Consider the following 25,639-nt stretch of genomic DNA (forward strand, 5'->3'; position numbering starts at 1 on the left):
GCAGCGCGCATTTCAGCCGGATCGTACCATGGGCCACAGAACGCCATTCAACCCGAACGCCGGCGGTCCCCGCTCAGGGCGTCGTCGGCAGGTTGATGGCGCGTGTGCGCGCCGGTCTGATCTTGAGCTTGTCCGCCGGGAGGGCTGCCGCGACGCCAACGATGTAGCCGGCTTCCAATGGCAGGCTGCGGAATGTCCAGCGCGCCGGATCGTCAGCGATTTCATCGGAGAAATGCACCGCTGGAGCAGAGCTTTCAAGATCAACCAGGATGCCGTTCATGGGCAGGGCAAGCCCCATGCCCCGCGCCTTCACATAGGCTTCCTTCAACGTCCACAGCGTGAAAAAGAAATCCCCCCGCGCCTGACCTTGCATGGTGTCGAACCGCTCGCGTTCCTGCCGCGAAAGCACCGTCGCTGCCAGTTCGTCGAGGCCGGCATCGCGATCCCGCGATTCGACATCGACCCCGATCTCTTCCACGGAAGCAATCGCGCACACCGCCATGCCATGGGTATGCGACAAGTTGAAATGAAGACCGCTGATTTGAAGGCTGCCGTCGATGGACGGACGCCCGTAGCGGTTCGTTTCAAACCGCCACTGGTCGGGCGCAACATCGCGGTAGCGCGACAAGGTGGTGCGGACGAGGCCCCGTGCGGCGAGATGCTGAAGCCGGGCGGACTCGGATCTGAAAGCATCGTGCCGTTCGCGTTCCGGCGGGCTCAGAAGCCGGAAGCACGCAGCCTGATCATCGTCCCCGAAGTCGGCCAGCGGCACATACCAGAGATCGATCTGGCCCGGCCGGGGGTCGCCTCCATTCATTGGCGGACCAGCCAGACACGCATCAAGGGCAAGGGGTTCGGCCAGCACCAAACGGCGCCGTTCTGGAGCAAAACCCTATGACGATCCAACAACAGAGGCATCCAATGCGAGTCTTCATGTTTCCCGGTCAGGGATCACAGTTTCCGGGAATGGGCAAGGATCTGTTCGGCCAGAGCCGCATGTACGGCCCGCTCGAAAGCCGGATCGACCGGATTGCCGGCTTCTCCATCCGGCAGATGTGCCTTGATGGCGATGAGGCGACGCTCAGCCGAACCGATGTCACGCAGCCATGCCTTTATATCGTCAATGCGCTGTATCATGAATATCAGGCGGCGAACGGCAAAGCGCCGGACTGGCTGGCCGGCCATAGTCTTGGAGAATACAACGCGCTGCAGGCGGCGGGCGCTTTCGATCTGCTCGACGGGTTGCGCATGGTGGTTCGGCGCGGGCAGATCATGGCGGCGCTGAGCCACGGCGCGATGGCGGCCATCATCGGTATGGCGCCGCACGCCATAGCCGGGGCGCTGGCCGGAGCCGGTCTCGACGACCTCGACATCGCCAATCTCAACACCCCGGATCAAACGGTGATCTCGGGTCCGGCCGGGAGCATCGAGAAGGCTGAAATGCCGCTAGTGGCCGCCGGTGCGCTGGCATTCGTGAAACTGCCGGTGGGCGCCGCCTTCCATTCTCGCGCCATGGAGCCGGCGGCGGCATCCTTCGACGCGTCCCTGGAGACAATCGTCTTCCATCCGCTCCGAAAGACTGTCATCTCAAACGTGACGGCCCGGCCTTACCCAAACGATGGCGATCCGGGAACGATCATCCGTTCGCTGCTGGTACGGCAGCTCAAGTCCATGGTGCTATGGGCGCCGACGATAGGCTACCTCAAGGCCGCTGGGGCCAACGAATTCATCGAAGTCGGTCCCGGCTCGGTTTTGGCCCGCATGGTCGCCAAGATTCCCGCACTCGACGACAACGGCATCGCCGCCTGATTGGAGGGCCGGGGCACCGTTCCTGAGCAACCTTGCAAGTATCCGCAAGAGACGCAGAAACCTCCGAGTCTCCCAGCCGTTTCGCGTTGCGGATACTATTATATTAGTGTAACTCTAAACGAATGAATGTTCCACGGTAGCCGGCATCGACAAAACAGGATGCTCCGGTGGACCTCGTCACTTCGAAGATCGGGAGGAGCCGTCTTCGAAGAAGCGGCGCGAGAGGATGACGTATGACACAAGCGTTTTCTGAAACCCTGGTCCATATTGCGCGGGACCGGGCGCAGCAACTCGACGGCAAGGTTGCCTACGCAAATCTCAAGGACGGCAAGGAAGAACAGAGGCAGATAAGCTACAGGCAACTGGATGAGGCCTGCCGGCGCATCGGCGCAGCCCTGCAAAAACGCGGCACCGCTGGCGAGCGCATCCTGCTGCTGTTTCCGCAAGGGGCCGAATTCGTCCTTGGCTTCTTCGGTACACTTTACGGCGGCGCGATTGCCGTGCCCGCTCATACGCCGAAACCCAACAAACGCAGCTGGTCGACGTTCGAGGCCATCGTGGCGGATTGCCAGCCCCGGTTTGTCCTCACCTGCCGCTCCATCCGCGACAACATCGTCGCATGGTCTGAACCCTATCCGACCGTCAGCTCGCTGGAACTCCTGTGCGTCGAAGACCTGGAAAGCGAATGTGCGTCTGCCGACTGGGACGAGTCGGCGCCGGTCAAGACCGAAATCGCATTCCTGCAATACACGTCCGGCTCGACCAGCACGCCGAAGGGCGTCATGGTCAGCCACGCCAATCTGATCCACAATGCCGGCCTGACGGCGCGGCATATGGGCCACGACGACAAAACCGTCATCGTCAGCTGGCTGCCTTTGTTCCACGACCTTGGCCTGATCGGCATCGTCGTCCAGACGCTGTATGTCGGCGCCACCTGCTACATGATGAGCCCGGCGGCATTCAGCGGAAACCCGGCGCTGTGGCTGCAGGCCATCAGCCGCTATCGCGCGACCTCATCGATGTCGTCCGATTTCGGCTACCGGCTTTGCGTCAAGTCGATACGGCCCGAGCAGCTTGAAGGCGTCGATCTCAGCAGCTGGCGCAATGCCCTCAATGCGGCCGAGCCTATCCATGCTTCGACGCTGACCGGCTTCAAGGAGCGTTTCGCCCCCTACGGCTTCGCCGAGGATGCCTTCTTCCCCGCCTACGGCCTGGCGGAGGCCACATTGCTCAGCACCACGTCGCGCGTCGGCGAAAAACCCGTCATCATGCGCGTCGACAAGGCCGCGCTGGCGCGCGGCGCGTTCGTCCCGGCCGAAGACACCGATGGCGACGCAGTCGAACTGGTCAGCTCCGGGCGGCCGGCGCACGACATGGAGGTCGCCATCATAGACCCGGAGTCGCAAACGCGCTGTGCCGACGGCATGATCGGCGAGGTGTGGGTGCGCGGCGCCAGCATCGCACGCGGTTACTGGCAATCACCGGATGCAAGCCGGCAAACCTTCGGACGAAGCCCGGCAGATGCAGGGCAGCCGCATTTCCTGCGCACTGGCGATCTTGGTTTTCTCTGGAACCGTGAGCTTTACATCGCCGGGCGCTTGAAAGACCTGATCATTTCACGCGGCCGCAACATCTACCCGCAGGATATCGAGCTGACCGTCAAGGACAGTCATCCGGCCTTCCGCACCGTAAACGGGGCCGCCTTTTCGGTAGAGGACGACGAGGGCGAGTCGATCGTCGTCGTCCATGAGGTCGAGCGCACGGCGCGCAACACGACCGATTTCTCGGAGTTGGAGAAGGTCGTCCGCAATGCCGTTTGGCAGGAGCATGACATAAGCCTCGCGGCTGTCATTTTCATTGCGCCGGCTTCGCTGCCGAAGACCACCAGCGGCAAGGTGCAGCGGCGGCTGACGAAAGCTCTGTATCTGTCGGATGAATTGGCGGCGCTCAAGCCGCGCGGACAGGATGCTGGGACGGCTGCGCAGGCACCGGCCTCGACCGGCTTGCAGGCACAGGATTTGCAGGACCGCATCTTCGCGGCGGCCCGCAAGCTGGCCGCTACGGCCGCGCCGGTGCAGGCGACGGACAGCTTCGGCACGATCGGCATCGATTCTGTCCTGGCGGCGCAACTGGCGGTCTGCCTGAACGAGACGCTCGGTCTTTCACTCGAACCGGCGGTCTTCTGGCAATATTCCACGCCTGAACTGCTTGCCCGCCATCTGGCGCCGGAGCGGGCGGCCATGCCGTCGAAGCCGGCTGCCCAGAGCCGTTCGAGCGACGACCTGCTTCGCGCCCTGAAGGCCGCGCTTGGCGAGCAGACGCTTGAGAGGCAGGAGTAGGCGCTGTGGCCGAGATCGTGCCTTTCGCGAACGTCCGGCAAGGCTCGCCGGCGCATGGCAGGGCCCTCGGTCCGGCCGAGGAGCATTGGCGCGATCCGATCGCCATCATCGGCATGAACGCACGGCTTCCGATGTCCGGCACACTGGCGCAATACTGGGACAACCTTGCGGCTTGCCGCGACTGTGTCAGCCCAAGGCCTGCAGGCCGTGCAGGAGATGAGGCCGGCGTTGCCGAAGCCGGATTTCTCGACGCTATCGACGCCTTCGACGCAGCGTTTTTCGGCATTTCCGCTGACGAGGCGGCGATGATGGATCCCTTGCAGCGCCTGGCGCTGGAATCCGCATGGCACTGCATCGAGGACGCCGGCTATCGCGCAGCCGACGTAAAGCGGCTGGAGACGGGCGTCTTCTTCGCCACCGGAAAATCCGACTACGAGGAGCTCCTGTACCGCGACGATATCGAGCCCGGTGCCACTTTCGCAACCGGCGTCGCGACATCCGTCATTCCCAACCGCATCTCCTTTGCGCTGGGCCTGACTGGACCGAGCCTGGCCATCGATTCGGCTTGCTCGGGCTCGCTGGCTGCGCTGCATGTGGCCGCCCAATCGATCCGCAACGGCGACTGCGCGGTTGCGCTCGTCGGAGCCGTGAACCTCATTCTCAGCCCCACCTTGTCACGGTCCCTGGACAAGGAGGGAGCACTCAGCCCCGACTGCCGAACCCGCAGCTTCGATGCCGCCGGTAACGGCTATGCGCGCGGCGAAGGCGCCGTTACGCTGCTGCTGAAAAGACGCGCGCAGGCGGAATCCGACGGCGATCATATCTATGGCCTGCTCACCGGCTCGGCGATCAGCCATGGCGGCCGCGCCAACTGGCTGACCGCGCCCAACACCATCGGCCAGGAACAACTTATCCTGACCGCGTGGCGTCGAGCCGGCGTCGATCCACGCACGCTCGGCTATATCGAGGCGCATGGAACGGGCACGTCCATCGGCGACCCGATCGAGTTCAACGCCATCCGCGGGGCCTATACCAAGCTCGCCGGTAGCCAGGAGAACGACGCCGCGCCGCAGCGTTGCGCGATCGGCTCGGTGAAAGCCAATATCGGACATATCGAGGCGGCATCCGGCCTCGCCGGCGTCGTCAAGGTGCTGCTGGCGATGCGGCACGGACGCATTCCCGGCAATCCACATCTGCGAATGGTCAATCCGATGTGCAGGACGCAGGGAACGCCGTTTCACTTCGCCCGGGAGACCGGAAGCTGGGAACGTTTGCATGACGCGGACGGCAAGCCGCTGCCTTATCGGGCCGGCGTCAGTGCTTTCGGCTTCGGCGGCGCTTATGGCCATGTCGTGGTCGAGGAATATCCGCAGCCAGGGGTCCGTGACGATGTCGGCGCCGATGCCGCGCCTGTGTTGCCGATCCTGCCGCTCTCGGCCAAAGATCCGGAGCGGCTGCGGCGCTATGCCGGACAGTTGTCGTCGTTCGTGCAGGAGATCGCCACCGGCAACGCCGGGCAAGGCTCCGGCACGGACGAAGCCGTGGCGCTGGAAGACCTTCTCTATACATTTCAGACGGGACGGGCGTTCCTGCCCAGCCGCGTCGCCTTCATCGCCAGGGACTGGTCAAGCCTCCAGGTCGCTTTGGCGCGCTTCGCCGCCGGCCAGGCGCACCCCGCTGTCATAGCGGTGGACGGCGTGATCAGGCAGGACACGCCGGAAGACGAAATGGAAGCGCTCTCCCTGCGTTTTGCGCGGCAGTGGGTGGAAGGTGCGAAGGTCGATTTCGCCAACCTTTATGCGCCGGGGCAGAGGCGCCGGGTCGCGGCTCCCGGCTACCCCTTCGCACCGACGCGTTTCTGGTTCAGCGACCGCAAGACCGCGCCGGTGGGGCTGCAGGCGGATGGAATGTGAGCGCGGCGGCGCTTCCTCCGGGCAGCGCAGCGGCGAACAAGCGACGTTCGAGGCATGACGATGGATTATGACGTGACGCGTGCGACCAGACATCCCTACCGGCTTGCCGACATTCTGACGATTGCCGCTTCCATACTGGAAACGGACACGGCCGCCCTCGATCCGGACGAGGCGCTGGGGTATCTCGGTTTCGACTCGGCTTCACTGAAGCTTCTGGCGGGCCGGCTTGCACAGCACTTCGCCACACCGGTCGATACGGTTCTCCTGTTCACCTATCCGACCCTGCGTTCACTGGCGGACTATCTGGCAGAGCAGGAAGCGCCGGCTAGCCAGCAGGAACCCGTTGCCGGCTTGCCCGTCACCGTGGCGAAGCACGACGGCACCGACACCAGCCATGAGATCGCCATTGTCGGTCTATCCTGCCGTTTGCCGGGCGCTGCCTCGAAAGAGCAGTTCTGGGCCAACCAGGCGGCGCGTCGGAATTGCATCCGGGAAGTGCCGAAACGGCGTTGGGACTGGCAGGCCCTGTTCGGCGATCCGTTGCGCGAGAATGGCCGCACGGACGTCAGATGGGGTGGCTTCATCGACGGTGAAGATCAGTTCGCGCCAGAGTTCTTCGGCATTTCGGTCTATGAGGCCGAGCAGATGGACCCGCAGCACCGGCTTTTCCTGAAGGCAGCGTGGGAAGCGATCTGGGACGCGGGATACGATCCGGCCCAATTCGCCGGCAAGCCGCTCGGCGTCTTCGCCGGAGTCCAGTTCCAGGATTACCAGAAGCTGCTGGATCAGGGCGGGGTGCTCAGCGCGCAAGCCTGCACCGGCAACGCCCATGCGATGCTGGCAAACCGCGTCTCGTTCCTGCTCGACGCGCATGGCCCGAGCGAGGCGATCGATACCGCCTGTTCGAGCAGCCTCGTGGCGATCCACAATGCCGTCAGGGCCATCCGCCAGGGCGAGTGCGATGTCGCGATCGCCGGCGGCGTGAACCTGCTCCTGACGCCGGATCTGTTCATCATGGGCCGCCAGCTCGGCGTGCTCTCGCCCACCGGCCAGTGCCGCACCTTCGATGCCGCCGCCGATGGATATGTGCGCGGTGAAGGCGTTGGCGCATTGCTGCTCAAGCCGCTCCGCAATGCCATGGAAGACCGCGACCACATCTACGGCGTCATCAAGGGCACCGCCGTCAATCACGGCGGCAAGGCGGCCTCGCTGACGGCGCCGAACAGCCGCGCCCACGCCGACCTGGTCATGCGCGCCCTGAAGGACGCCAGGATGACGCCGAACGACATTTCCTATGTGGAAATGCACGGCACCGGCACGGAACTCGGCGATCCCATCGAGCTGGAAGGCGTGAAGACCGCATTTCGCAAGCTGCGGGCCGAGGGCGGCTTGCCTTCGACGGCCTGTGCCATCGGCTCCGTGAAGACGAATATCGGTCATCTGGAACCCGCTGCCGGGGTCGCCGGTGTGACCAACGTCGTCATGGCGATGGCGAACCGCACGCTGCCCGGCCTTTCCAACTTCCGCAGCCTCAATCCTCATCTGCAACTGGAAGACGGCTTCTCCATTCAGTCCGAAACAGCGCCATGGCAGGCTCCGGCAAGCGGCAAGTCGCTGGCAGCCGTGGTGAATTCCTTCGGCTTCGGTGGCGCCAATGCCTGCGTGGTCGTGGTGGAACACACCGCGGCACACCGCGAGCCGGCAGCTGCGGAGCGGCTGTTCGTGCCGGTCGCGGCGTCGAACGCCGAGCTGATGAAAATCCACGCGGACGAACTCGCCGATGCGGTCGGCCTGCTTGAAGGGCGCGGCGGCAATGAACTGCTCGCCGATGTCGCCTTCACGCTGCGAAGCCGCAATGAGTGCGGCGCGGTACGGGCGGCGGTCCTTGCTTCGTCGCTGGCGGAGTTGCAACACGGGTTGCAGGCCATCGCCGCCGGCGGCGCGCTGCCGGACACCGTGGCGATGTCCGGCTTCGACCGTCCCGGGCAGGCGGACTGGCCAGAAAATGTCGTGCGCTGGCTCGGCGGCGGCGTTGCCGAGTGGCCCGAGATCGCCCGGGCAAGGCGCTGTCCGCTGCCTTTGTCACCGTGGCCGGACAGGACCTGCTGGTTCGAGCCGAGACACGACGCCGACCTGGCAACCGACGAGCCTGCACAGATGATCTATCTGGAAAGGCACTGGCGGGCGCAAGAGGCGGGAACCGGACCGGGAACAGAGGGCAAGTGCGTCTGGATCATCGGCCGGAGCGACGCGCAGCTGGAAGTCTTCGAAGCGCTGTTGCGCGCCGCCTTGCCGGCAAGGACGACACTGGTTACCTCCCTGCTGGACGCGCCCGCGGAAGCGCGGCCCGAGCCCTCGCTGGAGGTCTGGAACCTGGCCGGCGACGAGCCGGACGCCGTCATCGTCCTGCCGCCTGAAGTCAGCGACGCAGCGGCGGCGGCGAACGGAGAGACACGCATCCTTTTCGGCCTTGCCAAGGAGTTGATGGAGCGTTCCTTCGGCCGGGATATCGACGTCTTCTATCTGGCCGGCTTCGATTTCGGCGTTTCGCCCGCCGCGGACGCCATGCCCGCGCTCGCCAAATCGGCGTTCCTCGAAAACGAGCGGTTAAAGGTTCACACGATCTTTTGCCGCAATTCCGAACCCGGCGATCTGGCCGAACTGGTGGCTGCCGAACTCTCCGCCGCGGATCCGCGGACGCCGCTCGTGCTCCGTTTCAATCCGGCGCGCGAAGTCCAGGGATTGCGGCTGGCTGACTTGCAGGCCGGCCCTGCCAGGCCTGACACATGGTTCCGCCCGGGCGGGGTCTATCTCATCGCCGGCGGCATGGGCGAACTTGGCTATCGGTTGCTCGAAAAGCTTGTCGCCCAGATCGATGCCACCTTTATTCTGTGCGGTCGTTCCCAGTTGCAGGGTCTCATCGCCGAGCGTCTCGACTTGCTGCGAGGGCAGGCGAGGACGTCCGACTCCATCCACTACGTTGCCTGCGACATCACCGATGGCGTCCAGACGCGCGCCATGGTCGACGCGATCCTTCTCGGCCAGGGACGGCTCAACGGCGTTGTCAACATGGTCACGGCCCATAACGATGCCTACCTCTTTCGCAAGGACTGGGCCGATTTCGCCACCGTCGCCGCCTCGAAGGTCGAGGGCACGATCAACCTCGATCTGGCAACAGCAAACGTAGACCTCGATTTCTTTGTCGCCTTCTCGTCGTTGGCGGCGCTGGGACTAGCCGGTGGCAGCGACTACGCCTATGGCTGCGCCTTCCAGAATGCTTTCGCGCAATGGCGCGAGCGAGCCGTTGCCGCCGGCGTCCGGCATGGGGCCAGCCGCGCCATCAGCTGGTCGCGATGGAAGTGGGATAAATACGTCACCGAAACTTTCGACGAATGGTTCGCATCGCTCGGCTACGCTTTTCTCGATATCGAGGAAGGTCTTGACGCCTGGCGCGCGATCATGGGTCGAGGCAGCGGCGAAATCTTCGCCACCCAAGGCTGGCAAGAGCAAATTCTCAAGCATCTCGATCTGGAAACGGGCCTTATGCTCGCTGGCGGCAAAGACGCTGAACCGACCGGACTGGAGGCCGTGAATTCCACCCATGCGAGTCTGGCGGAGGGTTCCATCGCAAAAGGCCTGCCGGACCGAACGCCGGTTTCAAATCCAATCTCCCACGCCGCCGAGGAACAAGCCGTCGTCTCCCCAGGCGCCGGCGGCGGCGAGCATGTTCTGGAAGTCCGGTTGTCTGCGATCATCCGCGAATTGCTCAAGCTTGACGAAATCGATCCTCAAAGTCCGTTCCCAAGCCTCGGTCTCGATTCCGTCATGGCGATCAGGCTGATCGTGCTTGTGGAGCAGCGTATGCAGCTGCGCCTGTCGCCGAAGGAACTGCTGCAGTATCCTTCGGTGGCGCTGCTTGCCGCACACCTGCGTTCGCAGAATCCTGCCCAACTCGCATCCGGCCCGCCCAGCGCCGGGGACCTGGATGCTGTCGCCACCTATCTGACGTCGAGCCTGAAGAAGATGCTGCGGGCGGATGCGATTCCGACCGATGCAAAATTCACGAATCTCGGCGTCGATTCGATCATCGCCGTTAAGCTGGCGTCGGAGCTCGACAGGCGTTTCGAGGTCGGCATCTCGCCGCGCTGGTTCATCGATTTTCCGTCCGTTGACCGAATGTCGCGCGAGATCGAAAAACGCAGGTCGACACGGCGATAGATTCTCTGTTGAACGCGTCGATTGCCGCCAAGACGCCATCTGCCGGCTGGAACCGAAGCCAGAAGCGCCGCTGTCAGCCCGCGCGGCCGGCGAATTGATAGCAGCTGCTCGGGCGTGAACGAAGGGCGATCGATGCAAAGCTCGCCTCCAGAACGTGACGCTCACTTGCGCATTCTCAATGTTCAATAAAAGCGAACGCCAGTGCCGTGTCCGCAATGGAGTTGCGGCCCGCTGTTCCGCATCACTCCGGTGTCGCGCCCTGGTTAACCGTCCCTATATGACCGTTGCGCTGGACATTGCACCCACCGCCCGGCAAAGAGAGCCGGCAGGTTCTCCCATCCGGCCGAACTGCAAAAAAGCTTCGCGAACAAAGACCGGCCGTGCCCATCCTGACCACTGCGCTTCTGATCCTGGCGGTCTTCGCCACCTCCACCCTGTCAGGCGTGTTCGGCATGGTCGGCGGCATGGTGCTGCTGTGGCTGCTGCTCCTGATGATGCCTGTCGCCACGGCCATCGCCATACAGGGCGTGATCCAGCTTGTCGCCAACGGTTCGCGCGCCTATTTCGCCCGCGCTTTCGTCGAATGGAAAATCGTCGGCTTCGCCATGGCGGGCCTGGGCTTCGCCGCCGCCGTGCTGGCGCTGGTCAGCTATACGCCGACGCTTGCCGTCGTCTCGATCGCGATCGGCCTGATGCCGATATTGGTTTGGCTGCCGATGCGATGGGCGCAGCTCGACGCCTCGCGCCCGGGCCACGCCATGCTTTGCGGCTTCATCTCCGGCGCCCTTAATATCGGCGTCGGGGTTTCCGGCCCGGTCATCGACATTTTCTTCGTGCGGACCGAACATGACCGAAGGCAGATCATCGCCACCAAGGCGACGATCCAGGTGCTGTCGCATCTGGCCAAGATCGTCTTCTATTCGCAGTCGCTGTGGCTGCTTTCGAAAGGCGAGACCGCGGCGGTGGCCATCGCCGCACCGTTCTCGGTCATCGGGTCGATCGTCGGCCACCGTATCCTGCTGCGCCTGACCAATCACGGCTTTCGCCAGGGATTGCGGTGGCTGGTGACAGGCGTCGGCGCGTTCTACTTCGTGCAGGGGCTTTACCTGCTCGCAAGCACGCCCTGACGCGGCATATCCACACGCCGTCAGCGTCGGACGACGAATTCGAACAGTTCCTCGCGCGGCTCGACGCCGATGCCCGCCCCGGTCGGCACCGTGTAGGCGCCCGCCGCGCAACCCATGTCGCCATCGGTGTAGCCAAGGTTCCGGTCGAAGATCGAATGCTGGTACTCGTGGTAGGGCACATTGGGCAAGGTGGAGGCCGCCTGCAGGCTCGCAGCCATGAAGATGCCGACGCTGATCGAGGCATGCGGGATGACATGCATGTGGAAGGCCTGCGCCATGCGGCCGATCTGCACGAATTCGGCGACGCCGGTATGGCCCATCTCCGGCTGGACGATGCTCATCGCGCGCGCCTCGAAGCGCGGACGGTATTCGTAGACGGTGCGCAGTTCCTCACCCAGCGCCAACGGCACGCCGATGGTGCGGGCGACATGCGCCTGCCCTTCGAGGTTTTCGGGCTGACACGGGGCTTCGGCGAAATAGAGGTTGTAGGGTTCGAGACGCCGTATCAGCCGTACCGCTTCGGCAGCCTCGAACTTCCAGTGCAGATCGACCATCAGGTCGATGCCGGGGCCTACCGCCTCGCGTAGCGCCGCCATTTCCTCGACGATGCCCTCGTCGGATACCACCGCGGCGAACTTGATGCCCTTGAAGCCCTTGCCGATCCATTCGGCGGCAAGATCGCAGCGTTCCTTCAGCGTGGCGCGTGGCAAGCCGGAGACATAGGCCGACAGCGTGTCGTGACGGCGGCCGCCGAGCAGGGTCGATACCGGCACGCCGAGGTTCTTGCCGGCGAGATCCCACAGCGCGATGTCGACGCCGGCCAGCGCGTCGAGATAGAAGCCGCCGAAAAAGCCGCGCACCCGCATCAGGTCGTAGAGGTCTTCATGGATGACCATGGCGTCGCCGGGATCGCGGCCGACGATGACGGGTCCAAGCACGTCGTCGATGATAGCCTTGGTCGCTTCCGGTGCGACGATGCCATAGCATTCGCCCCAGCCCGCTTTGCCGCTCTCGCCGGTGATCTTGACCAGCAAGGTCATGTCGGTGGAGGGGTAGATCGTGCGGTTGCCCTTGCGCACCAGATAGCCGCGCTCGTTGATCGCCTCGCCTTCTTTCAGCGGCCCGAGATAAGGCACGGCGCGCGGGATCGAGATGATGAAGGTCTCGACCTTGACGATGGCATCGACGATGTTTTTCGGCATGGAGCGGCTCAGACCGGACGATGATGCTTGTAAGGCAGGTCTGCCTCGGCGAGAAGCAGCGCCAGCTCGGCGCGGTCGCCCTCGTCCAGCTTCGGCCCCTTGCCGCGCACGAAGGTGTTGGCGATGACCCCGCGGCGGCGCAGCACTTCCTTGGTCATGTGCATGCGGAAGATCGCCTGGAAATTGAGCAGCGGCAGCGAGGCCGAGTAAAGCTTTCGCGCGGTGGCGACATCGCCAGCGCGCCAGGCATCGACCAGCGCCGCGTGGATGTCTGCCAGTTCGCTGGCCGGCATGGTGCCGGCGGCGCCGCGCGCCAGTTCGTCAGTGATGTAGCGGCCGCCGGCACCGCCGAAAATGGCATCGACCGAGCCGTTCACGGCTGCCTTGATGCGGGTCAGATGCTGGCCGCAGGGCGGCGTCTCTTCCTTGATGTAGCGGATCGCCGGCACGGCCGCGACGACAGCTGCAACCTCCTCCGGCGTGAGGCCGGCGCCAACCGGCTTCGGCTGGTTCTGAAGCATGACCGGCACGCCCGCGCCTTCGGATACCTTCTTGAAATAGGCGACCTGCGCCGCGATGTCGTTGCCGAGCGCCAGCGGCGCCATGACCATCGCGGCGGCGGCGCCGATCCCGGCCGCCTGGGCGATGTGGGCGGCCGACTTGGCCGGATCGGGATCGCTGGCGCCGATGACGATCGGGATGCGGCCGGCGATGCGTTCCGCCAGCAGCGCGACCTGGCGGCGACGCTCCTCCGGCGTCAGCGTATCGACCTCGGAGGCGACGCCCGGATAGACGACGCCGTTGGAGCCGCTCTCGACGGCGAAGTCGATGATCGAGAGGAAGTCTTTCTCATCAATGCTTCCATCGTCGCGGAAGGGCGTCGGCAGGACCGGAAAGGAGCCGGCGAGTTTCACGGTTTCGGTCATTTGACGGCTCCGGCGGTGACGCCCTGGATGAAGTAGCGTTGAAGGAACATGAAGGCGATGACGATGGGCGCGGAGACCACAAGCGAAGCCGCCATGGCGCCCCCCCAGTCGGCATTGGTCTCGTTGAGATAGGTCAGCAGAAGGCCCGGTCCGATGGTGCGCTTGTCTTCGGAAACGATCAGCGTCATCGAATAGAGCAGGTCGTTCCAGCTCCACATGAAGGAGTAGAGGAAGACGGTGACGACCGGCGGGATCGATATCGGCAGAACGATGGTGTGGAAGATGCGCAGATCACTGGCGCCGTCGGCTCGCGCCGCGTCGATCAGTTCGTCCGGCACCTGGGTGAAATAGCTGTAGAGCATGTAGACCGCCACCGGCAGCGCGAAGACGATGTAGCTCAGGATCAGGCCCGGCCGCGTATCGAGCAGGCCGAAACTGGTCAGCACCGGATAGAGGCTGATGAGCAGCAGCCCAAAGGGAAACATCTGCGCCGACAGCATGAACAGCATGATCGGCTGGCGGCCGGGATAGCGGTATTTGGCAAAGCTGTAGCCGGCATAGACGGCAAGCACAGTGTTGATGGCGGCGCTCGCGCCCGAAACGATCAGGCTGTTGACCAGATAGAGTCCGAGCTGGCTTTCGGTGAAGACCGACCAGTAATGCGCCAGCGTCACGTCGCGCGGGAAGAAGGTCGGCAGCACCTGGTAAAGCTCGCCATTGGCCTTGAACGAGGAAATCACCATCCAGTAGATCGGGAAGAAGAGGTAAAAACCGATCAGCAGGATGGAGACGCCGAACACCAGCTTGGCGGTGCGGCTGGACAGGTCGAACATTTCAATTGCCCTTCTTGATCAGCAGCCGCAGGTAGAAATAGGCGGGCGGCAGAAGGGTCGCGACCCAGAGCACGCCCATGGCGGAGGCCATGCCGATGTCCCACTGCTCGAATGCCTTGCGGTAGACGGAGATGGACAGGACCGAGGTGGCGCTGACGGGACCGCCGCCGGTCAAGGCGTAGATGGTGTCGAAATCCTGGAGACCGCCAATGACGCCCAGCACCACCACCACGATCAGCACCGGGCGCAGATGCGGCAGCAGATGGTCGCGCAGGATCGCCCAGTTGCCGGCGCCATCGACGCGCGCGGCGTCGATCTGCTCCTGGTCGACATTCTGCAGGCCGGCCAGGAAGAAAGCCATGAACAGCGGGATCGAGCGCCATATGCGGGTGAGAATGACGGCGATGAGCGCGCCTTCCGGGGTCGAAAGCCAGGCTTTCGGAACGTCGATCAAGCCCAGTTCGAGATATATGCCGTTGATGACGCCGAAACGGCTGTTGAAGATCCAGGCCCAGATGAAGGCGCTGACGGTGCTGGGCACCACCCAGGGCATGATCGTCAGGGCCCGCAACGCCTTGCGGCCCCGAAAGGGCTGGTTGAGGATCAGCGCCCAGCCGAGGCCGAGAACGAGGGTGCCGATGGTGGCGCCGCCGACATAGATGACGGTGATGCCGAAGGAATTCCACGTTTCAGGATCGGCGAGGATCGCCCTGAAGTTCGCCAGGCCGATGAAGGTCGGCTCGATCGACTGGAGCGTGTCCTCGAACAGCGACAGGCCGAGCGCCTGGAAGAACGGGTAAAGGATCACGATCGCGAAGGCGATGGCGGCTGGCGCCAGCATCAATATGCCGACCCGGCGCTGCACGGCGTGCAGGCCGCCGCGCCTTGCATGCGGCGAAACCGGATAGTTCAGGCGGCTCGGGGCCAGCGTCACATCGCTCATCGTTTCAATCCTTCAAAGGCAAGGGCAGCCGCTGAACGCGGCTGCCCACCGCGCCATTACTGCGCGTAGCCTGCCTTGGTCATCGACGCCTTCATGCGTTCGCCCATGGAGGCGATCGCTTCTTCAGGGCTCTTCTGTGCAAGCAACGCCGCCTGCACTTCCTGCGCCAGAATGTCGGTCAGCTCGCCGCCATTGCTCCAGATGCCCACTTCGTTGCGGAGCGGATGGGTGTTGTTCTTCGCCCAGGCCGTCAGATAGACATCATCCGCCACGACAGGGTTGGCGCGTGCCGAGATCGTGCCGGGGAGAGCGCTCTGCTCGACCGGGAACTGCGTCTCGACCGCGTCGTCGCCGAGATATTCGGCGAACATCATGTTGGCGTCTTCCTTCGTCGGCGGGTTGCTCTGGGCGAAGGCGATGATCAGATGCGCCCACTGGATCGAGACCGGCGTGTCACCCGCCTTGAGCGAAGGCACCTGCATCGGCTTGACGTTGACGTCGAAAGCTTTGCCCTGGCCGGAGAAGCTGCGCAGGAAGGCGCGCGACTGCGGTGCATCGAGGTAGAAGGCGGCGGCGTTCTGGCCAACCAGCCGGCGTGCGTCGGGCCTGCCGATTTCGGGCGCGACCAGACGGTTCTTCATCAGGTCAACGAGGAAGGCGAGCGCCTTCTTGCTGGCGTCGCTGTCGACGACGACCTTGCCCTGCGGGTCGATGACATGGGCGCCGAAGACATATTCCCAGGTCAGGAAGTCGACCAGAATGTCGCTGTTGTTCTTGGTCGCCATCGCATAGGGCACCGAATTCGGGACCTTGTCGCGGATCAATTCCAGATCGGTCTTGAACTCCTCGATCGTCTTCGGCAGGTCCTTGATACCGGCCTTGTCCAGCACGGCCTGGTTGGCGACCATACCGATGGAGCCGGACATCAGAGGGATGGCGAGTTGCTTGCCGTCGATCTGGCCCATGGCGAGCGCTTCCGGCGCATAGGTCTTTTCGAGATATTCCTTGCCGAGGACGGTGTTGTAGTCGACCAGGCCGGGCAGCTTGCTGAGCGAAGGCAGCCAGCGTTCCGAGATCTGCGCGATGCTCGGCAGCGTCTTGGAGCGGGCGCGCAACAGAAGGTTCTTCTGCATGTCGCCGAAAGACGAGGCGATCGGCTCGACCGTCTTGCCGGTCTTGGCCTCGAAGCCCTTGATGATCTTTTCGACGGACGGCTTGGCCGATTCCTCGGCATAGCTGTAGCCCATCCAACTCAGATCGGCGGCGCGCGCGGCGCCTGAAGCCATGAGGCTTGCGGCCAATGTTGCGATGACAAGTTTCTTCAGTTTCATTTCGTACTCCTCCCGTTACAGATTGATTCAACCGTACTCACCAACATGTTCACACCGCCCCGGCATCGACGATGAAGGTCTGCGCCGTGACCAGCCGCGAGTCGTCGGCCGCCAGCCACAGCGCCATGCGGGCGATGTCGGGCGGCAGCAGATGTTCCTTGAGGCACTGGACCTCGAGATATTCGGCGAATTTGCCCTGGTAGACGCGCTTGGCGCGCTCGACCTGGCGTTCGGTCAGCACCCAGCCGGGCGCGATGGAATTGACGCGGATGTTGCGTTCGCCGACCTCACGCGCCAGCGACTTGGTCATACCCATGACGGCCGATTTGGCGGTGGTGTAGAAGATCAGCCCGGCGGCGCCGCGCATCCACGAGATCGAGCCCATATTGATGATCGAGCCGCCGCCGGCCGCCGCCATCTGGCCGATCACCGCCTGGGCAGCAAAAAACTGATGGCGCAAATTCACGTCGAAGCGATCGTCCCAATAATCAGGCGTCACCTCCTCGAGCGGCATGCGGTCGTCATTGCCGGCATTGTTGACCAGCACCCGCACCGGGCCGATCGCCGCCGTCAGCATCTCGACGCCGCCGCGCAACGCATCGATATCGCGCAGGTCGGCGACCGCCATCACCGGCCTGTTGCCGGTTGCCGCATCGACGGCTTCGACCGTCGCGGCGGCGGTTTCGGCATGCAGATCGAGAAAGCCGACCTTGCAGCCCTGCGCGCAGAAATGCTCGACCAGCGAAGCGCCGATGCCGGAGCCGCCGCCGGTGACGATGACGCCCCTGCCCTCCAGGCTGGGGTACCGCGCCGTCTCGACCTTCACCTTCGCAATCAATTCAGGGTGGAGGGTCATGCCGCCTCCAGCGCCGCGGGCTGCGCCGAAGCGAGCGACGCGCCGGACGCGGCGAAGACATGGATCATCTTCGGATCGACATGGACACCGATCGGCTCGTTGCGCGCGACGGCGTTCTCGCCGGCGAGCCTGACGACCAGCATGTCGGACGAACCTTCAAGCGCGACATAGGCATAGGTATCGCTGCCGAGATGCTCGGTCATCGTCACCTTGCCGGCCAGGCTGTCGGGTGCTCCGCGCCGCGTCAGCAAAAGATGCTCGGGGCGGATGCCGATTTCGGCAGGTTCCTCCGTCAGGCCGGCGGGCAGGCGCACCTCGCCGCCGGCGACGATGCCGGCCTTGTCGGCGGAGCGGCCCTTCAGGGCCAGGAAGTTCATCCGCGGGCTGCCGATAAAGCCGGCGACGAAGCGATTGACCGGCTTGTTGTAGAGCTCGAGCGGCGAACCGATCTGCTCGACCTTGCCGGCATTGAGCACGACGATGCGGTCGGCCAGCGTCATCGCCTCGATCTGGTCGTGCGTGACGTAGATCATGGTCGTGCCGAGGTCGTCCTTCATGCGGGCGATCTCGATGCGCATGTCGACGCGCAGCGCCGCATCGAGGTTCGACAGAGGTTCGTCGAACAGGAAGATGCGCGGCGCCCGCACGATGGCGCGGCCGATGGCGACGCGCTGGCGCTGGCCGCCGGAAAGCTGGCGCGGCTTGCGTTCCAGGTAGGGATCGAGCCGCAACACCCTGGCCGCCTCGGTGACGCGGCTCTTGATCTCGTCCTTCGGCGTGCCGGCGAGCCGCAGCGCGTAGCCCATGTTCTGGGCGACCGACATGTGCGGATAGAGCGCGTAGGACTGGAACACCATGGCGATGCCGCGCTTGGCCGGCGGCACGTCGTTGACCAGTTCGCCATCGATGGCCATCTGGCCGGCGGTTATCTCGTCGAGGCCGCAGATCAGCCGCAGCAAGGTGGATTTGCCGCAGCCGGAGGGGCCGACAAAGGCAACGAATTCGCCATCCTCGACAGTCAGGTCGATGCCCTTGAGCACCTCGACCGGGCCGAAGGATTTGCGGATGCCGCTGAGTTCCAGTTTTGCCATGATGTTTCCTTTCTCAGCCGGCGAAGACGGGATCCGGCAGGCCCGCAATGCCGGTATTGACGGCAAAGACGCTGCCGGAGAGCGGCGCGTCCGCGAGCTGGGCGGCCGAGAGCCGGATGCGCGCCGAGGTGACGAACAGCGTCTGCATGTCCTCGCCGCCGAAGACACAGCTGGTCGGCCGCGGCACCGGCAGATTGATGACGCGCTCGACCTTGCCGGCCGGGTCATAGCGGGTGACGCACCAGCCATCCCAATGCGCGACCCAGACGAAGCCTTCGGCATCGACGGTCAGGCCGTCGGGCTTGCCCTCGGCTTCCGGCACGGCGACGAAGAGGCGCCGGTTGGCGAGTTCGCCCCGCTCCAGGTCGAAATCATAGGCATAGATCAGATGCTTGCCGGTATCGGCGAAGTAGAAGGTCTTGTCGTCGGGGCTCCAGCCGAGGCCGTTGGCGACGTGGAGGCCGCTTTCCATGGCGGTGGCCTGGCCATCCCCATCGATGCGCCACAGGCGGCCACGATCGGCCGTGGTGTCGATCGCCAGCGAGCCGGCCCAGAGCCGGCCCTTGCGATCGCACTTGCCGTCATTGAAGCGGTTGCCGGGCCGGTCCTGTTCAGGCCGCGCGAGGATAGAGGTCGCGCCGGTTGCGGGATCGACACCGACGATGTTGCCATGCATGCCGGCGACCAGCCCGCCGTCGCGGCGCGGGATGGCAAAGCCTATCAGGTCGCCCACCGGCACCGTCCTGTGGGTGCCGAGCGCCGGATCGCTGACATAGATCGACGGCGCCAGGATATCGACGAAATAGAGCTTCTTCTCCGCTGCCGACCAATGCGGCCCCTCGCCCAGGAAGGTGCTGGCGGGAACGGCGCAGCGCACGTCCGAGCGGTCGGGGCCGAGCGGACGCGGCTTGATGGCGAGCGACATGACGAATTCTCCGAAATTGCCGGATGTGCGGCGGGCCGCTTCGATGACGTCCCGGCCAAGCGCATGCAGCTTTTCTTCCGGAAGGCGATAGGTCGGCCCGATGATGCCGATGGCGCCAATCGGGTCGCCGCGATGGTTCAGCACCGGAGCGGCGACGGAGGAAATGCCGCTGTTCTGCTCGTCGACCGATATGGCGTAGCCACGCGCCTTGATGAGGTCGAGCTGCGGCATCAATTCCCGAGCGTCGATGATGGTGTTGGCCGTCAGTTGCTGCAGGGCCTTGTCGGTCAGCAGCGCGTGCCGCCGCTCCAGCGACAGGTGCGCGAGGATCGCCTTGCCGAGGCCGCTGGCATGGGCGGCGGCGCGCGCGCCGACGCCATTGTTGAGCCGGATCGGCTGGGTCGACTCGCGCTGGTCGATGTAAAGAATGGAGCTGCCGTCGAGGACACCGAGGCGCACCGCCTCGCTGGTCAGGTCCCGCAGCCTTTCCAGTTCAGGCTCGGCGGCGCCGCGCAGGTCGAACTCGTCCCAGACCTTGTGCGCCCACTGGAACACACGCGGCGCCAGGCGGTAGACCTGGTCGCGCTCGTCGAAGGCGAGCAGCCGTTCCTCGACCAAGGCCTGCAGCAGGCGATGCAAAGTTCCCTTCGGCAGCTGCGTATCTTCCAGCAGGTCAGTGAAGCGCATGCCTTTGGTGCGAGCCGCGATAGCATCGACGATCTGGATACCGCGCGTCAGCGCCTGGACGCCAGGAACGCCATGGCTCTCGGCGCTCGGGTCGCGGCCGGCTTCGATGCCGAGCATCTGCGCCACAGGGCTTCTCCTCCAAAAAATCCTTGTCTTGACCGCCGCTATATCTTGGAACTAAGTTCCATGTCAACAGGTTTGGAACTCAGTTCCAGCTTCCGTCAGGTTCGAGCATTTTTTCCGCAGGAGGTCCCGCGTGCGCATCATCAAGGTCGAGCATGCATTGATCCGCATGCCGTTCACCGAGGATATATTGTGGGGTTCGGGGCGGCGCATCGGCACGACGCGGCTGGTCTGCAAGATCGAAACCGACGCCGGCATCACCGGTTGGGGCGAGACCATCTCGCTGATCGCCAATGTGCCGGCAGTGTTCGCCGACATCGTCGCGCCGCTGGCCATCGGCTATCCGGTCGCCGATGTCGAGCGGTTGCATCGCCATGTGCTGGGCGCCGGCTACTACCATCACAAGCGCGCCGCGGTGATGGCGATCGCAGCGCTCGAAATGGCGATGTGGGACGCACTGGGCAAGCAGGCGGGCCAGCCGCTTTATGCGTTATGGGGCGGACGCTGGCGCAAGGATGTCGAGGCGGCGGCCTATCTTTTCACCAACGATCCAGCGGCGCTGAAGCCGCGCCTGCAAGGCTTCCTCGACAAGGGTTTCGAGACGTTCAAGGTCAAGATCGGCTTCGACGAGCGCAGCGACATCGCGCTGGCCGAAGCTTCGCGAAGCGTGATCGGCGACCGGCCGCTGCGGCTCGACGTCAACGGCGCGTGGAACCCGGCGACCGCCAAGCGGCAGTTGAACAAGCTCGTCCCATACGACCCGGCCTATGTCGAGCAACCGCTCGAACTGGACGATCTCGCCGGCCACGCGGCGCTTGTCGCCGCAAGCCCGGTGCCGATTGCCCTGGATGAGAGCGCCTATACGCTCGCCGATGTCGGCAACATCGTGCGGGCGCAGGCGGCGGATGTCGTGCTGATCGATCCGCATGAGGCGGGCGGCCTGTGGCAGACGATCAAGGCGGCGGCGGTCTGCGAGGCCGTCGGCATTGCGGTCACATTGCACTCGGGAGCCGAACTGGCGCTGTCGCAATCGGCCTATGTCCATCTCGCCGCGTCGATCCCCAACATGTCCATCGCCATCGACACGGAACGGACCTATCTGGGCGGCGACATCTCGCCCAACGCGCCGAAGCTGACCGATGGCCGTTTCGGAGTGCCCGAGGAACCAGGCCTCGGCGTCGAGATCGATGAGGGCCTCATCGACAAATATCGCGTCGATGGCATTGCCGGCGCCTATCTGGACAAGGAACGCAAGGACTGGTTCCCGGTGAAGCCGGCTTATTGATCGGGGCTGCTATTTTGCACCTTTCTAGCCGAGGATATTGCGAACCGTCCGCATGAATATCCGCGCGCCGATACCGATGAGGTCGTCGGGGAAATCGTAATCGGGATTGTGCAAGGCGGGATGGTTTTCGCCGGCGCCCAGGAAAAGCATGGCGGACTTGGCCGTATCGCCGAAGCGCCCGAAATCCTCCGAGGCGCGGATCGGCAGATTGGCCTCGTCATGCGCCACGCCCTCGGCATCGAGCGCTTCGCGCAGATGCTGCGTCGCTTCGGCATCGTTCTCGCAGTGGTGGAAGATCTCGTGATAGGAGATGCTGCAGCGCAGTCCGGCCTTGGCCGCCGTCTCGGTCACCAACGCTTCGGCCGCGGCGCACAGCGCCTCCATGCGGTCGTCAACGAGGGATCGGAGCGTCGCCCATATTTCCGCCCGCGCCGGTGCTATGCCGAAGGCCGACGCACCCATTTCGGCATGGGTGACCGTGACCAGGGTGAAGGCGGGCGAGGACACGTTGCCCTCACTCAAGGCGGTCAACGCCGGCATCAGCGATGAAATGGCCGCCATCGGCGACGTTCCGGTTTCCGGCATCGAGGCATGCGCGGTCTTACCTTCAAGCACGATGCGCATGCCCCGCGAAGCGCAGTTCACCGGCCCAGGCTTCAGCGCGACATGGCCGAACGGCAAGCCCGGCAGATTGTGCAGCGAGAAGGCATAATCCGGCGCGATCTCCTTGTAGCGGCGGTCGGCGATAACGGCGTCCGCGCCAGCGCCCGTCTCCTCCGCGGGCTGGAACACCAGCACGACTCGCCCGCGCCGCGGCTTCTGGCGGCCCAGTCCGCGCGCCATCGCCGCCAGGATCGCCATGTGCCCGTCATGGCCGCACAGATGCGCCTTTCCCGGAACTCGGGACTTATGGCCGATGTCACCGAGTTCCTCGATCGGCAGTGCATCCAGCTCGGAGCGGAACAACAGAGTGGGACCGGCTGCCGCGCCGTCATAGACAAGGGCGACGCCGTGCCCGCCCAGCCTTGAGAGGATGAGATCCGGACAGGTCGGCGACAGGAATTTCTCGACCTCAGCGGCGGTTTCCGCCTCCTCGCCAGATAGCTCAGGCATCTGGTGCAGATGGCGCCGCCAGCCGGTCAGTTCGACGACATCCGTGTTGGTGAGAAACGCCATGGCCTGCCTGTTCCCTTTCCTTGCCGCGCCATTTCAGGATTACGCGGATGGACGTCAAGACCTGCCGCGGCTTCGCGGCGGCAGGCCACCGCGATCCGACATCTCGACTTTTGAAATACGGGTTTTGTTCTAGAATGTATAATTTACATATTACTTGTAAATATATCGATATTTGGTTGATGTCCCTGGACATCATTTCCTTTCATAGCTTTTCCTGCGCAAAACAATGCTTGAAAACTATAAATACACGATATCTAATTTGCCTGTCATCGAGACAGGAGGCAAAGATGATCGTACGGACATTTAATATGTCTGACTCTGTCAATTTATTCAAAACTTCTATTTCAAGGCACATCGTCACTGCGAGTGACGAGGTCGGACATCTCCTGTTCGATTCGACAATCAAGGCCGGAACGTCAGACACCATCGCCGACGACTATGTCGCGCTTTATTCGGGCCAGGCGCATTACTGCCTTGAGGGGCGTGGGACGGCACGGCTGGGCGGCGCGCTTCACAATATCGGTCCCGGCACCCTGATAGCGGCTTCGTTGCCAAACAGCGTTGAAATCATCGCTGAAACGGACATGCGCGTCTGCACGATCCTCGGCAACGACTCCCTACCAGGCCAGGCGGTGGTGCGTTCGCTGCATGAGATCGTCGGGACGGAACGCGACGTATTCTGGGGCAACGGCCAGAGCCGAAGGCTGCTGGTCCGGAAAGACGGGCTGGGCTTCGCCCTTTGCATAACCTTCGGCAACGCAAACACGGACTCGCCCCTGCAGTACAGGAACCACTTCGAATCCTGCTACTATGTCTCGGGAAGCGGCGAGTATGTGTGGGACACCAACCGGCATCCGATCGACACGGGCGAGGGAACCTCGACTGTTTTCATCATGAACCGGAACGATGCGCACCGCATGGTGGTCAAAGACGAATCCATATGCCTCAGCATCTTTTCGCCACCCATCGAAGGCCATGAATCGCACAATATGTCGGCGGGCAGTTCTTCTTCCTACTAAGCTGCTCTTTCGTTCATGGCTTCCCGCACGGCAATCATTCTGTGTTCGGTCATATTGGGAGATGAAACGTTCGGCTCTGCTCTATGGATTGAATACTCATACCAAAAGTAACCGAGTTGCTAGACTATTATATATTTCCCAGCCGCACGGGAGGCGTTCTACATTCTGCCTGAGGAGGAAACACAGGCTGTCTTTGCTGGTGGAGGACTGTTTCCAGCGTCAACAACTGCAATTTGGCAGGATTCGCGGAAAAACCCTCGCTGATGGTTCAGCCATGATGTTTGTGCGCTGAGCCAGCATACGACCCAGCCGGCAGCCGTATAACCGAGGCTCTCCCGGCTTACGGTTGCCAGAAGCAGAGCCTTCATCAAGCCCGCATGATTTGCCCCGCCGGACGCGGCGGGTTCGACAGCCGATTATCTTCGGGAAGAATGGGATGAACTCAAGAGTATATGACATCATTGGCGTCGGCGTCGGGCCGTTCAATCTCGGTCTTGCCTGCCTGACGCAGCCGATCGAAGACATCGACGGCCTGTTCCTGGAACGCAACGACGAATTCAACTGGCATGCGGGAATGCTGCTGGAAAATGCGACGCTGCAGACGCCGTTCCTGTGCGATCTGGTCACGCTCGCCGACCCGACAAGCGAGTTCAGCTTCCTAAACTATCTCAAGCGGCAGGGCCGAATCTATTCTTTCTATTCGTACCTTGTCGTGACGGAAAACTTCTTCCTGCTGCGCAACGAATTCAACCGCTATTGCCAATGGGCGGCGGCGCAGCTCGACAGCGTCATGTTCAGCACCGAAATCGAAGGCGTCGATTACCATCAGGCGAGCGGTCTCTATCAAGTCGTCGCCCGAAACACCAAGACGGGAGAGCAACAGACTTACTGGACCCGCCGGCTGATCCTCGGTTCCGGCATGACGCCCGCCATTCCCGATTTCTGTGCCGATCTCAAGGACGAGCTTGTCCACACCTCCACCTATATGGCCAACAAGGACAGGCTGAGAGCAAAGAAATCCATCACCATCGTCGGCAGCGGCCAGAGCGCGGCGGAAGTCTACTACGACCTGCTCAAGGACATCGATCGCTACGGCTACACATTGAACTGGATGACGCGCTCGCCACGCTTCACGCCGATGGAGCTGACCAAGTTCACGCTGCAGCACACGTCGCCAGACTACACCAATTATTTCTACACGCTGCCGACCGAAAAACGCGCCCGCCTCGTCAAATCGATGAAGGATGTCTATGGCGGCATCAATGCGTCGCTCATCAACGACATCTTCGATCTTCTCTACCGCAAGCGCTTTGTCAGCGACTTCGACACGACGCTGATGACCAACACCGAATTGTCGTCCTGCGACTACGACAGCCGGAACCACAGGTTCAATCTGCGTCTCTTCCAGCGCGAGGAGGAGAAAAGCTTCGATCTCGAAACCGAAGCGGTGATCATGGCGACCGGTTACCGCTTCAAGCAGCCCGAATTCGTCCAGTCTATCGCCGACCGCATAAACTGGCGCGACAATGGCCGCTTCGCCGTGGCGCGCAATTGTTCCGTCGATCTCAAAGGCAATGAGATCTTCGTGCAGAGCGCAGAGCCGCATGCCGACAGTTTCATCCCGCCCGACCTTGGCCAAGCCTGCTACCGCAATTCCTGCATCATCAAGGAAATCCTGGGCCGCGAATACTACCCGATCGAGCGCAGCGTGGCGTTCCAGCGCTTTGGTGCGCCCGAGACGGCCGCCGCACAGACCCCGGGTGGGCCGGTGTCGATGCTGGCCGGCGTGAACTCGCCTGAAAAATGACATTGCCGCTGATGCGAGGAGCCCGGACC

Annotated in this window: 19 protein-coding genes; 9 read left to right on the forward strand and 10 right to left on the reverse strand. The window is 63.4% G+C overall.

Features of this window, described 5'->3' with window-relative positions; genetic code table 11:
- Positions 1 to 73 precede the first annotated feature (73 nt).
- Complete coding sequence (locus tag J2X35_RS11900; protein WP_310185602.1) at positions 74 to 478, reverse strand: 4'-phosphopantetheinyl transferase superfamily protein; 405 nt, start codon at positions 476 to 478, stop codon at positions 74 to 76.
- Positions 479 to 526: 48 nt separating this feature from the next.
- Here J2X35_RS11900 and J2X35_RS11905 point away from each other — a divergent pair, with 48 nt between their 5' ends.
- The 6 genes from J2X35_RS11905 (at position 527) to J2X35_RS11930 (ending at position 11,406) form a co-directional block, all read left to right on the forward strand.
- Positions 527 to 898, forward strand: a complete 372-nt coding sequence (locus tag J2X35_RS11905) for a hypothetical protein (protein ID WP_310185604.1) — start codon at positions 527 to 529, stop codon at positions 896 to 898.
- Positions 899 to 921: 23 nt separating this feature from the next.
- The gene (gene fabD, locus J2X35_RS11910) at positions 922 to 1,809 is read left to right on the forward strand and encodes an ACP S-malonyltransferase (protein ID WP_162246426.1); all 888 of its coding nucleotides are present in this window, start codon (positions 922 to 924) and stop codon (positions 1,807 to 1,809) included.
- A gap of 233 nt (positions 1,810 to 2,042) precedes the next feature.
- A complete protein-coding gene (locus J2X35_RS11915; RefSeq protein WP_310185605.1) occupies positions 2,043 to 4,148 on the forward strand; it encodes an AMP-binding protein in 2,106 nt (701 codons plus the stop codon).
- A gap of 5 nt (positions 4,149 to 4,153) precedes the next feature.
- The gene (locus J2X35_RS11920; protein WP_310185607.1) at positions 4,154 to 6,061 is read left to right on the forward strand and encodes a beta-ketoacyl synthase N-terminal-like domain-containing protein; all 1,908 of its coding nucleotides are present in this window, start codon (positions 4,154 to 4,156) and stop codon (positions 6,059 to 6,061) included.
- Between the two features lie 72 nt (positions 6,062 to 6,133).
- Positions 6,134 to 10,279, forward strand: a complete 4,146-nt coding sequence (locus J2X35_RS11925; protein WP_310185608.1) for a beta-ketoacyl synthase N-terminal-like domain-containing protein — start codon at positions 6,134 to 6,136, stop codon at positions 10,277 to 10,279.
- Positions 10,280 to 10,659: 380 nt separating this feature from the next.
- Positions 10,660 to 11,406, forward strand: coding sequence for a sulfite exporter TauE/SafE family protein (locus J2X35_RS11930; protein WP_310185610.1), 747 nt, complete (start codon positions 10,660 to 10,662; stop codon positions 11,404 to 11,406).
- 20 nt (positions 11,407 to 11,426) lie between these two features.
- Here J2X35_RS11930 and J2X35_RS11935 read toward each other — a convergent pair whose 3' ends face one another.
- From J2X35_RS11935 to J2X35_RS11970, 8 genes are read right to left on the reverse strand one after another with little or no spacing between them, the layout of a single operon-like run.
- Positions 11,427 to 12,608, reverse strand: coding sequence for a mandelate racemase/muconate lactonizing enzyme family protein (locus tag J2X35_RS11935; protein WP_310185612.1), 1,182 nt, complete (start codon positions 12,606 to 12,608; stop codon positions 11,427 to 11,429).
- A gap of 8 nt (positions 12,609 to 12,616) precedes the next feature.
- Positions 12,617 to 13,534, reverse strand: coding sequence for a dihydrodipicolinate synthase family protein (locus tag J2X35_RS11940; RefSeq protein ID WP_200946423.1), 918 nt, complete (start codon positions 13,532 to 13,534; stop codon positions 12,617 to 12,619).
- Positions 13,531 to 14,367, reverse strand: coding sequence for a carbohydrate ABC transporter permease (locus tag J2X35_RS11945; RefSeq protein WP_056113452.1), 837 nt, complete (start codon positions 14,365 to 14,367; stop codon positions 13,531 to 13,533). Before J2X35_RS11945 ends, J2X35_RS11940 begins: the two co-directional genes overlap by 4 nt.
- A gap of 1 nt (position 14,368) precedes the next feature.
- The gene (locus J2X35_RS11950) at positions 14,369 to 15,310 is read right to left on the reverse strand and encodes a sugar ABC transporter permease (protein WP_310185616.1); all 942 of its coding nucleotides are present in this window, start codon (positions 15,308 to 15,310) and stop codon (positions 14,369 to 14,371) included.
- Between the two features lie 56 nt (positions 15,311 to 15,366).
- Entirely contained in the window at positions 15,367 to 16,641 is a 1,275-nt protein-coding gene (locus J2X35_RS11955) for an ABC transporter substrate-binding protein (RefSeq protein ID WP_056113446.1), read from the reverse strand.
- Between the two features lie 49 nt (positions 16,642 to 16,690).
- Positions 16,691 to 17,497, reverse strand: a complete 807-nt coding sequence (locus tag J2X35_RS11960) for an SDR family oxidoreductase (protein WP_310185618.1) — start codon at positions 17,495 to 17,497, stop codon at positions 16,691 to 16,693.
- Positions 17,494 to 18,588 (reverse strand): ABC transporter ATP-binding protein, encoded by a 1,095-nt coding sequence (locus J2X35_RS11965; protein ID WP_056116276.1) that lies wholly within the window; start codon positions 18,586 to 18,588, stop codon positions 17,494 to 17,496. The genes J2X35_RS11960 and J2X35_RS11965 overlap by 4 nt, the downstream gene beginning before the upstream one ends.
- A gap of 13 nt (positions 18,589 to 18,601) precedes the next feature.
- Positions 18,602 to 20,317, reverse strand: a complete 1,716-nt coding sequence (locus J2X35_RS11970) for an SMP-30/gluconolactonase/LRE family protein (RefSeq protein ID WP_310186140.1) — start codon at positions 20,315 to 20,317, stop codon at positions 18,602 to 18,604.
- Between the two features lie 139 nt (positions 20,318 to 20,456).
- Here J2X35_RS11970 and J2X35_RS11975 point away from each other — a divergent pair, with 139 nt between their 5' ends.
- The gene (locus J2X35_RS11975; protein ID WP_310185620.1) at positions 20,457 to 21,608 is read left to right on the forward strand and encodes a mandelate racemase/muconate lactonizing enzyme family protein; all 1,152 of its coding nucleotides are present in this window, start codon (positions 20,457 to 20,459) and stop codon (positions 21,606 to 21,608) included.
- Positions 21,609 to 21,632: 24 nt separating this feature from the next.
- Here J2X35_RS11975 and J2X35_RS11980 read toward each other — a convergent pair whose 3' ends face one another.
- Positions 21,633 to 22,784 carry an amidohydrolase gene (locus tag J2X35_RS11980; protein ID WP_310185622.1) on the reverse strand — a complete coding sequence of 384 codons (1,152 nt, stop codon included), beginning with the start codon at positions 22,782 to 22,784 and terminating at the stop codon, positions 21,633 to 21,635.
- Between the two features lie 47 nt (positions 22,785 to 22,831).
- Between J2X35_RS11980 and J2X35_RS11985 the strand changes: the two genes are divergently transcribed.
- Both J2X35_RS11985 and J2X35_RS11990 read left to right on the forward strand, forming a co-directional pair.
- Positions 22,832 to 23,803, forward strand: a complete 972-nt coding sequence (locus J2X35_RS11985) for an ectoine synthase (RefSeq protein ID WP_082542486.1) — start codon at positions 22,832 to 22,834, stop codon at positions 23,801 to 23,803.
- Between the two features lie 436 nt (positions 23,804 to 24,239).
- On the forward strand, positions 24,240 to 25,610 hold the full coding sequence (locus J2X35_RS11990; RefSeq protein WP_310185625.1) for a SidA/IucD/PvdA family monooxygenase: 1,371 nt from the start codon (positions 24,240 to 24,242) through the stop codon (positions 25,608 to 25,610).
- Positions 25,611 to 25,639 lie beyond the last annotated feature (29 nt).

It is taken from the genome of Mesorhizobium sp. BE184 (genome assembly GCF_031457045.1).
GTDB lineage: Bacteria > Pseudomonadota > Alphaproteobacteria > Rhizobiales > Rhizobiaceae > Mesorhizobium.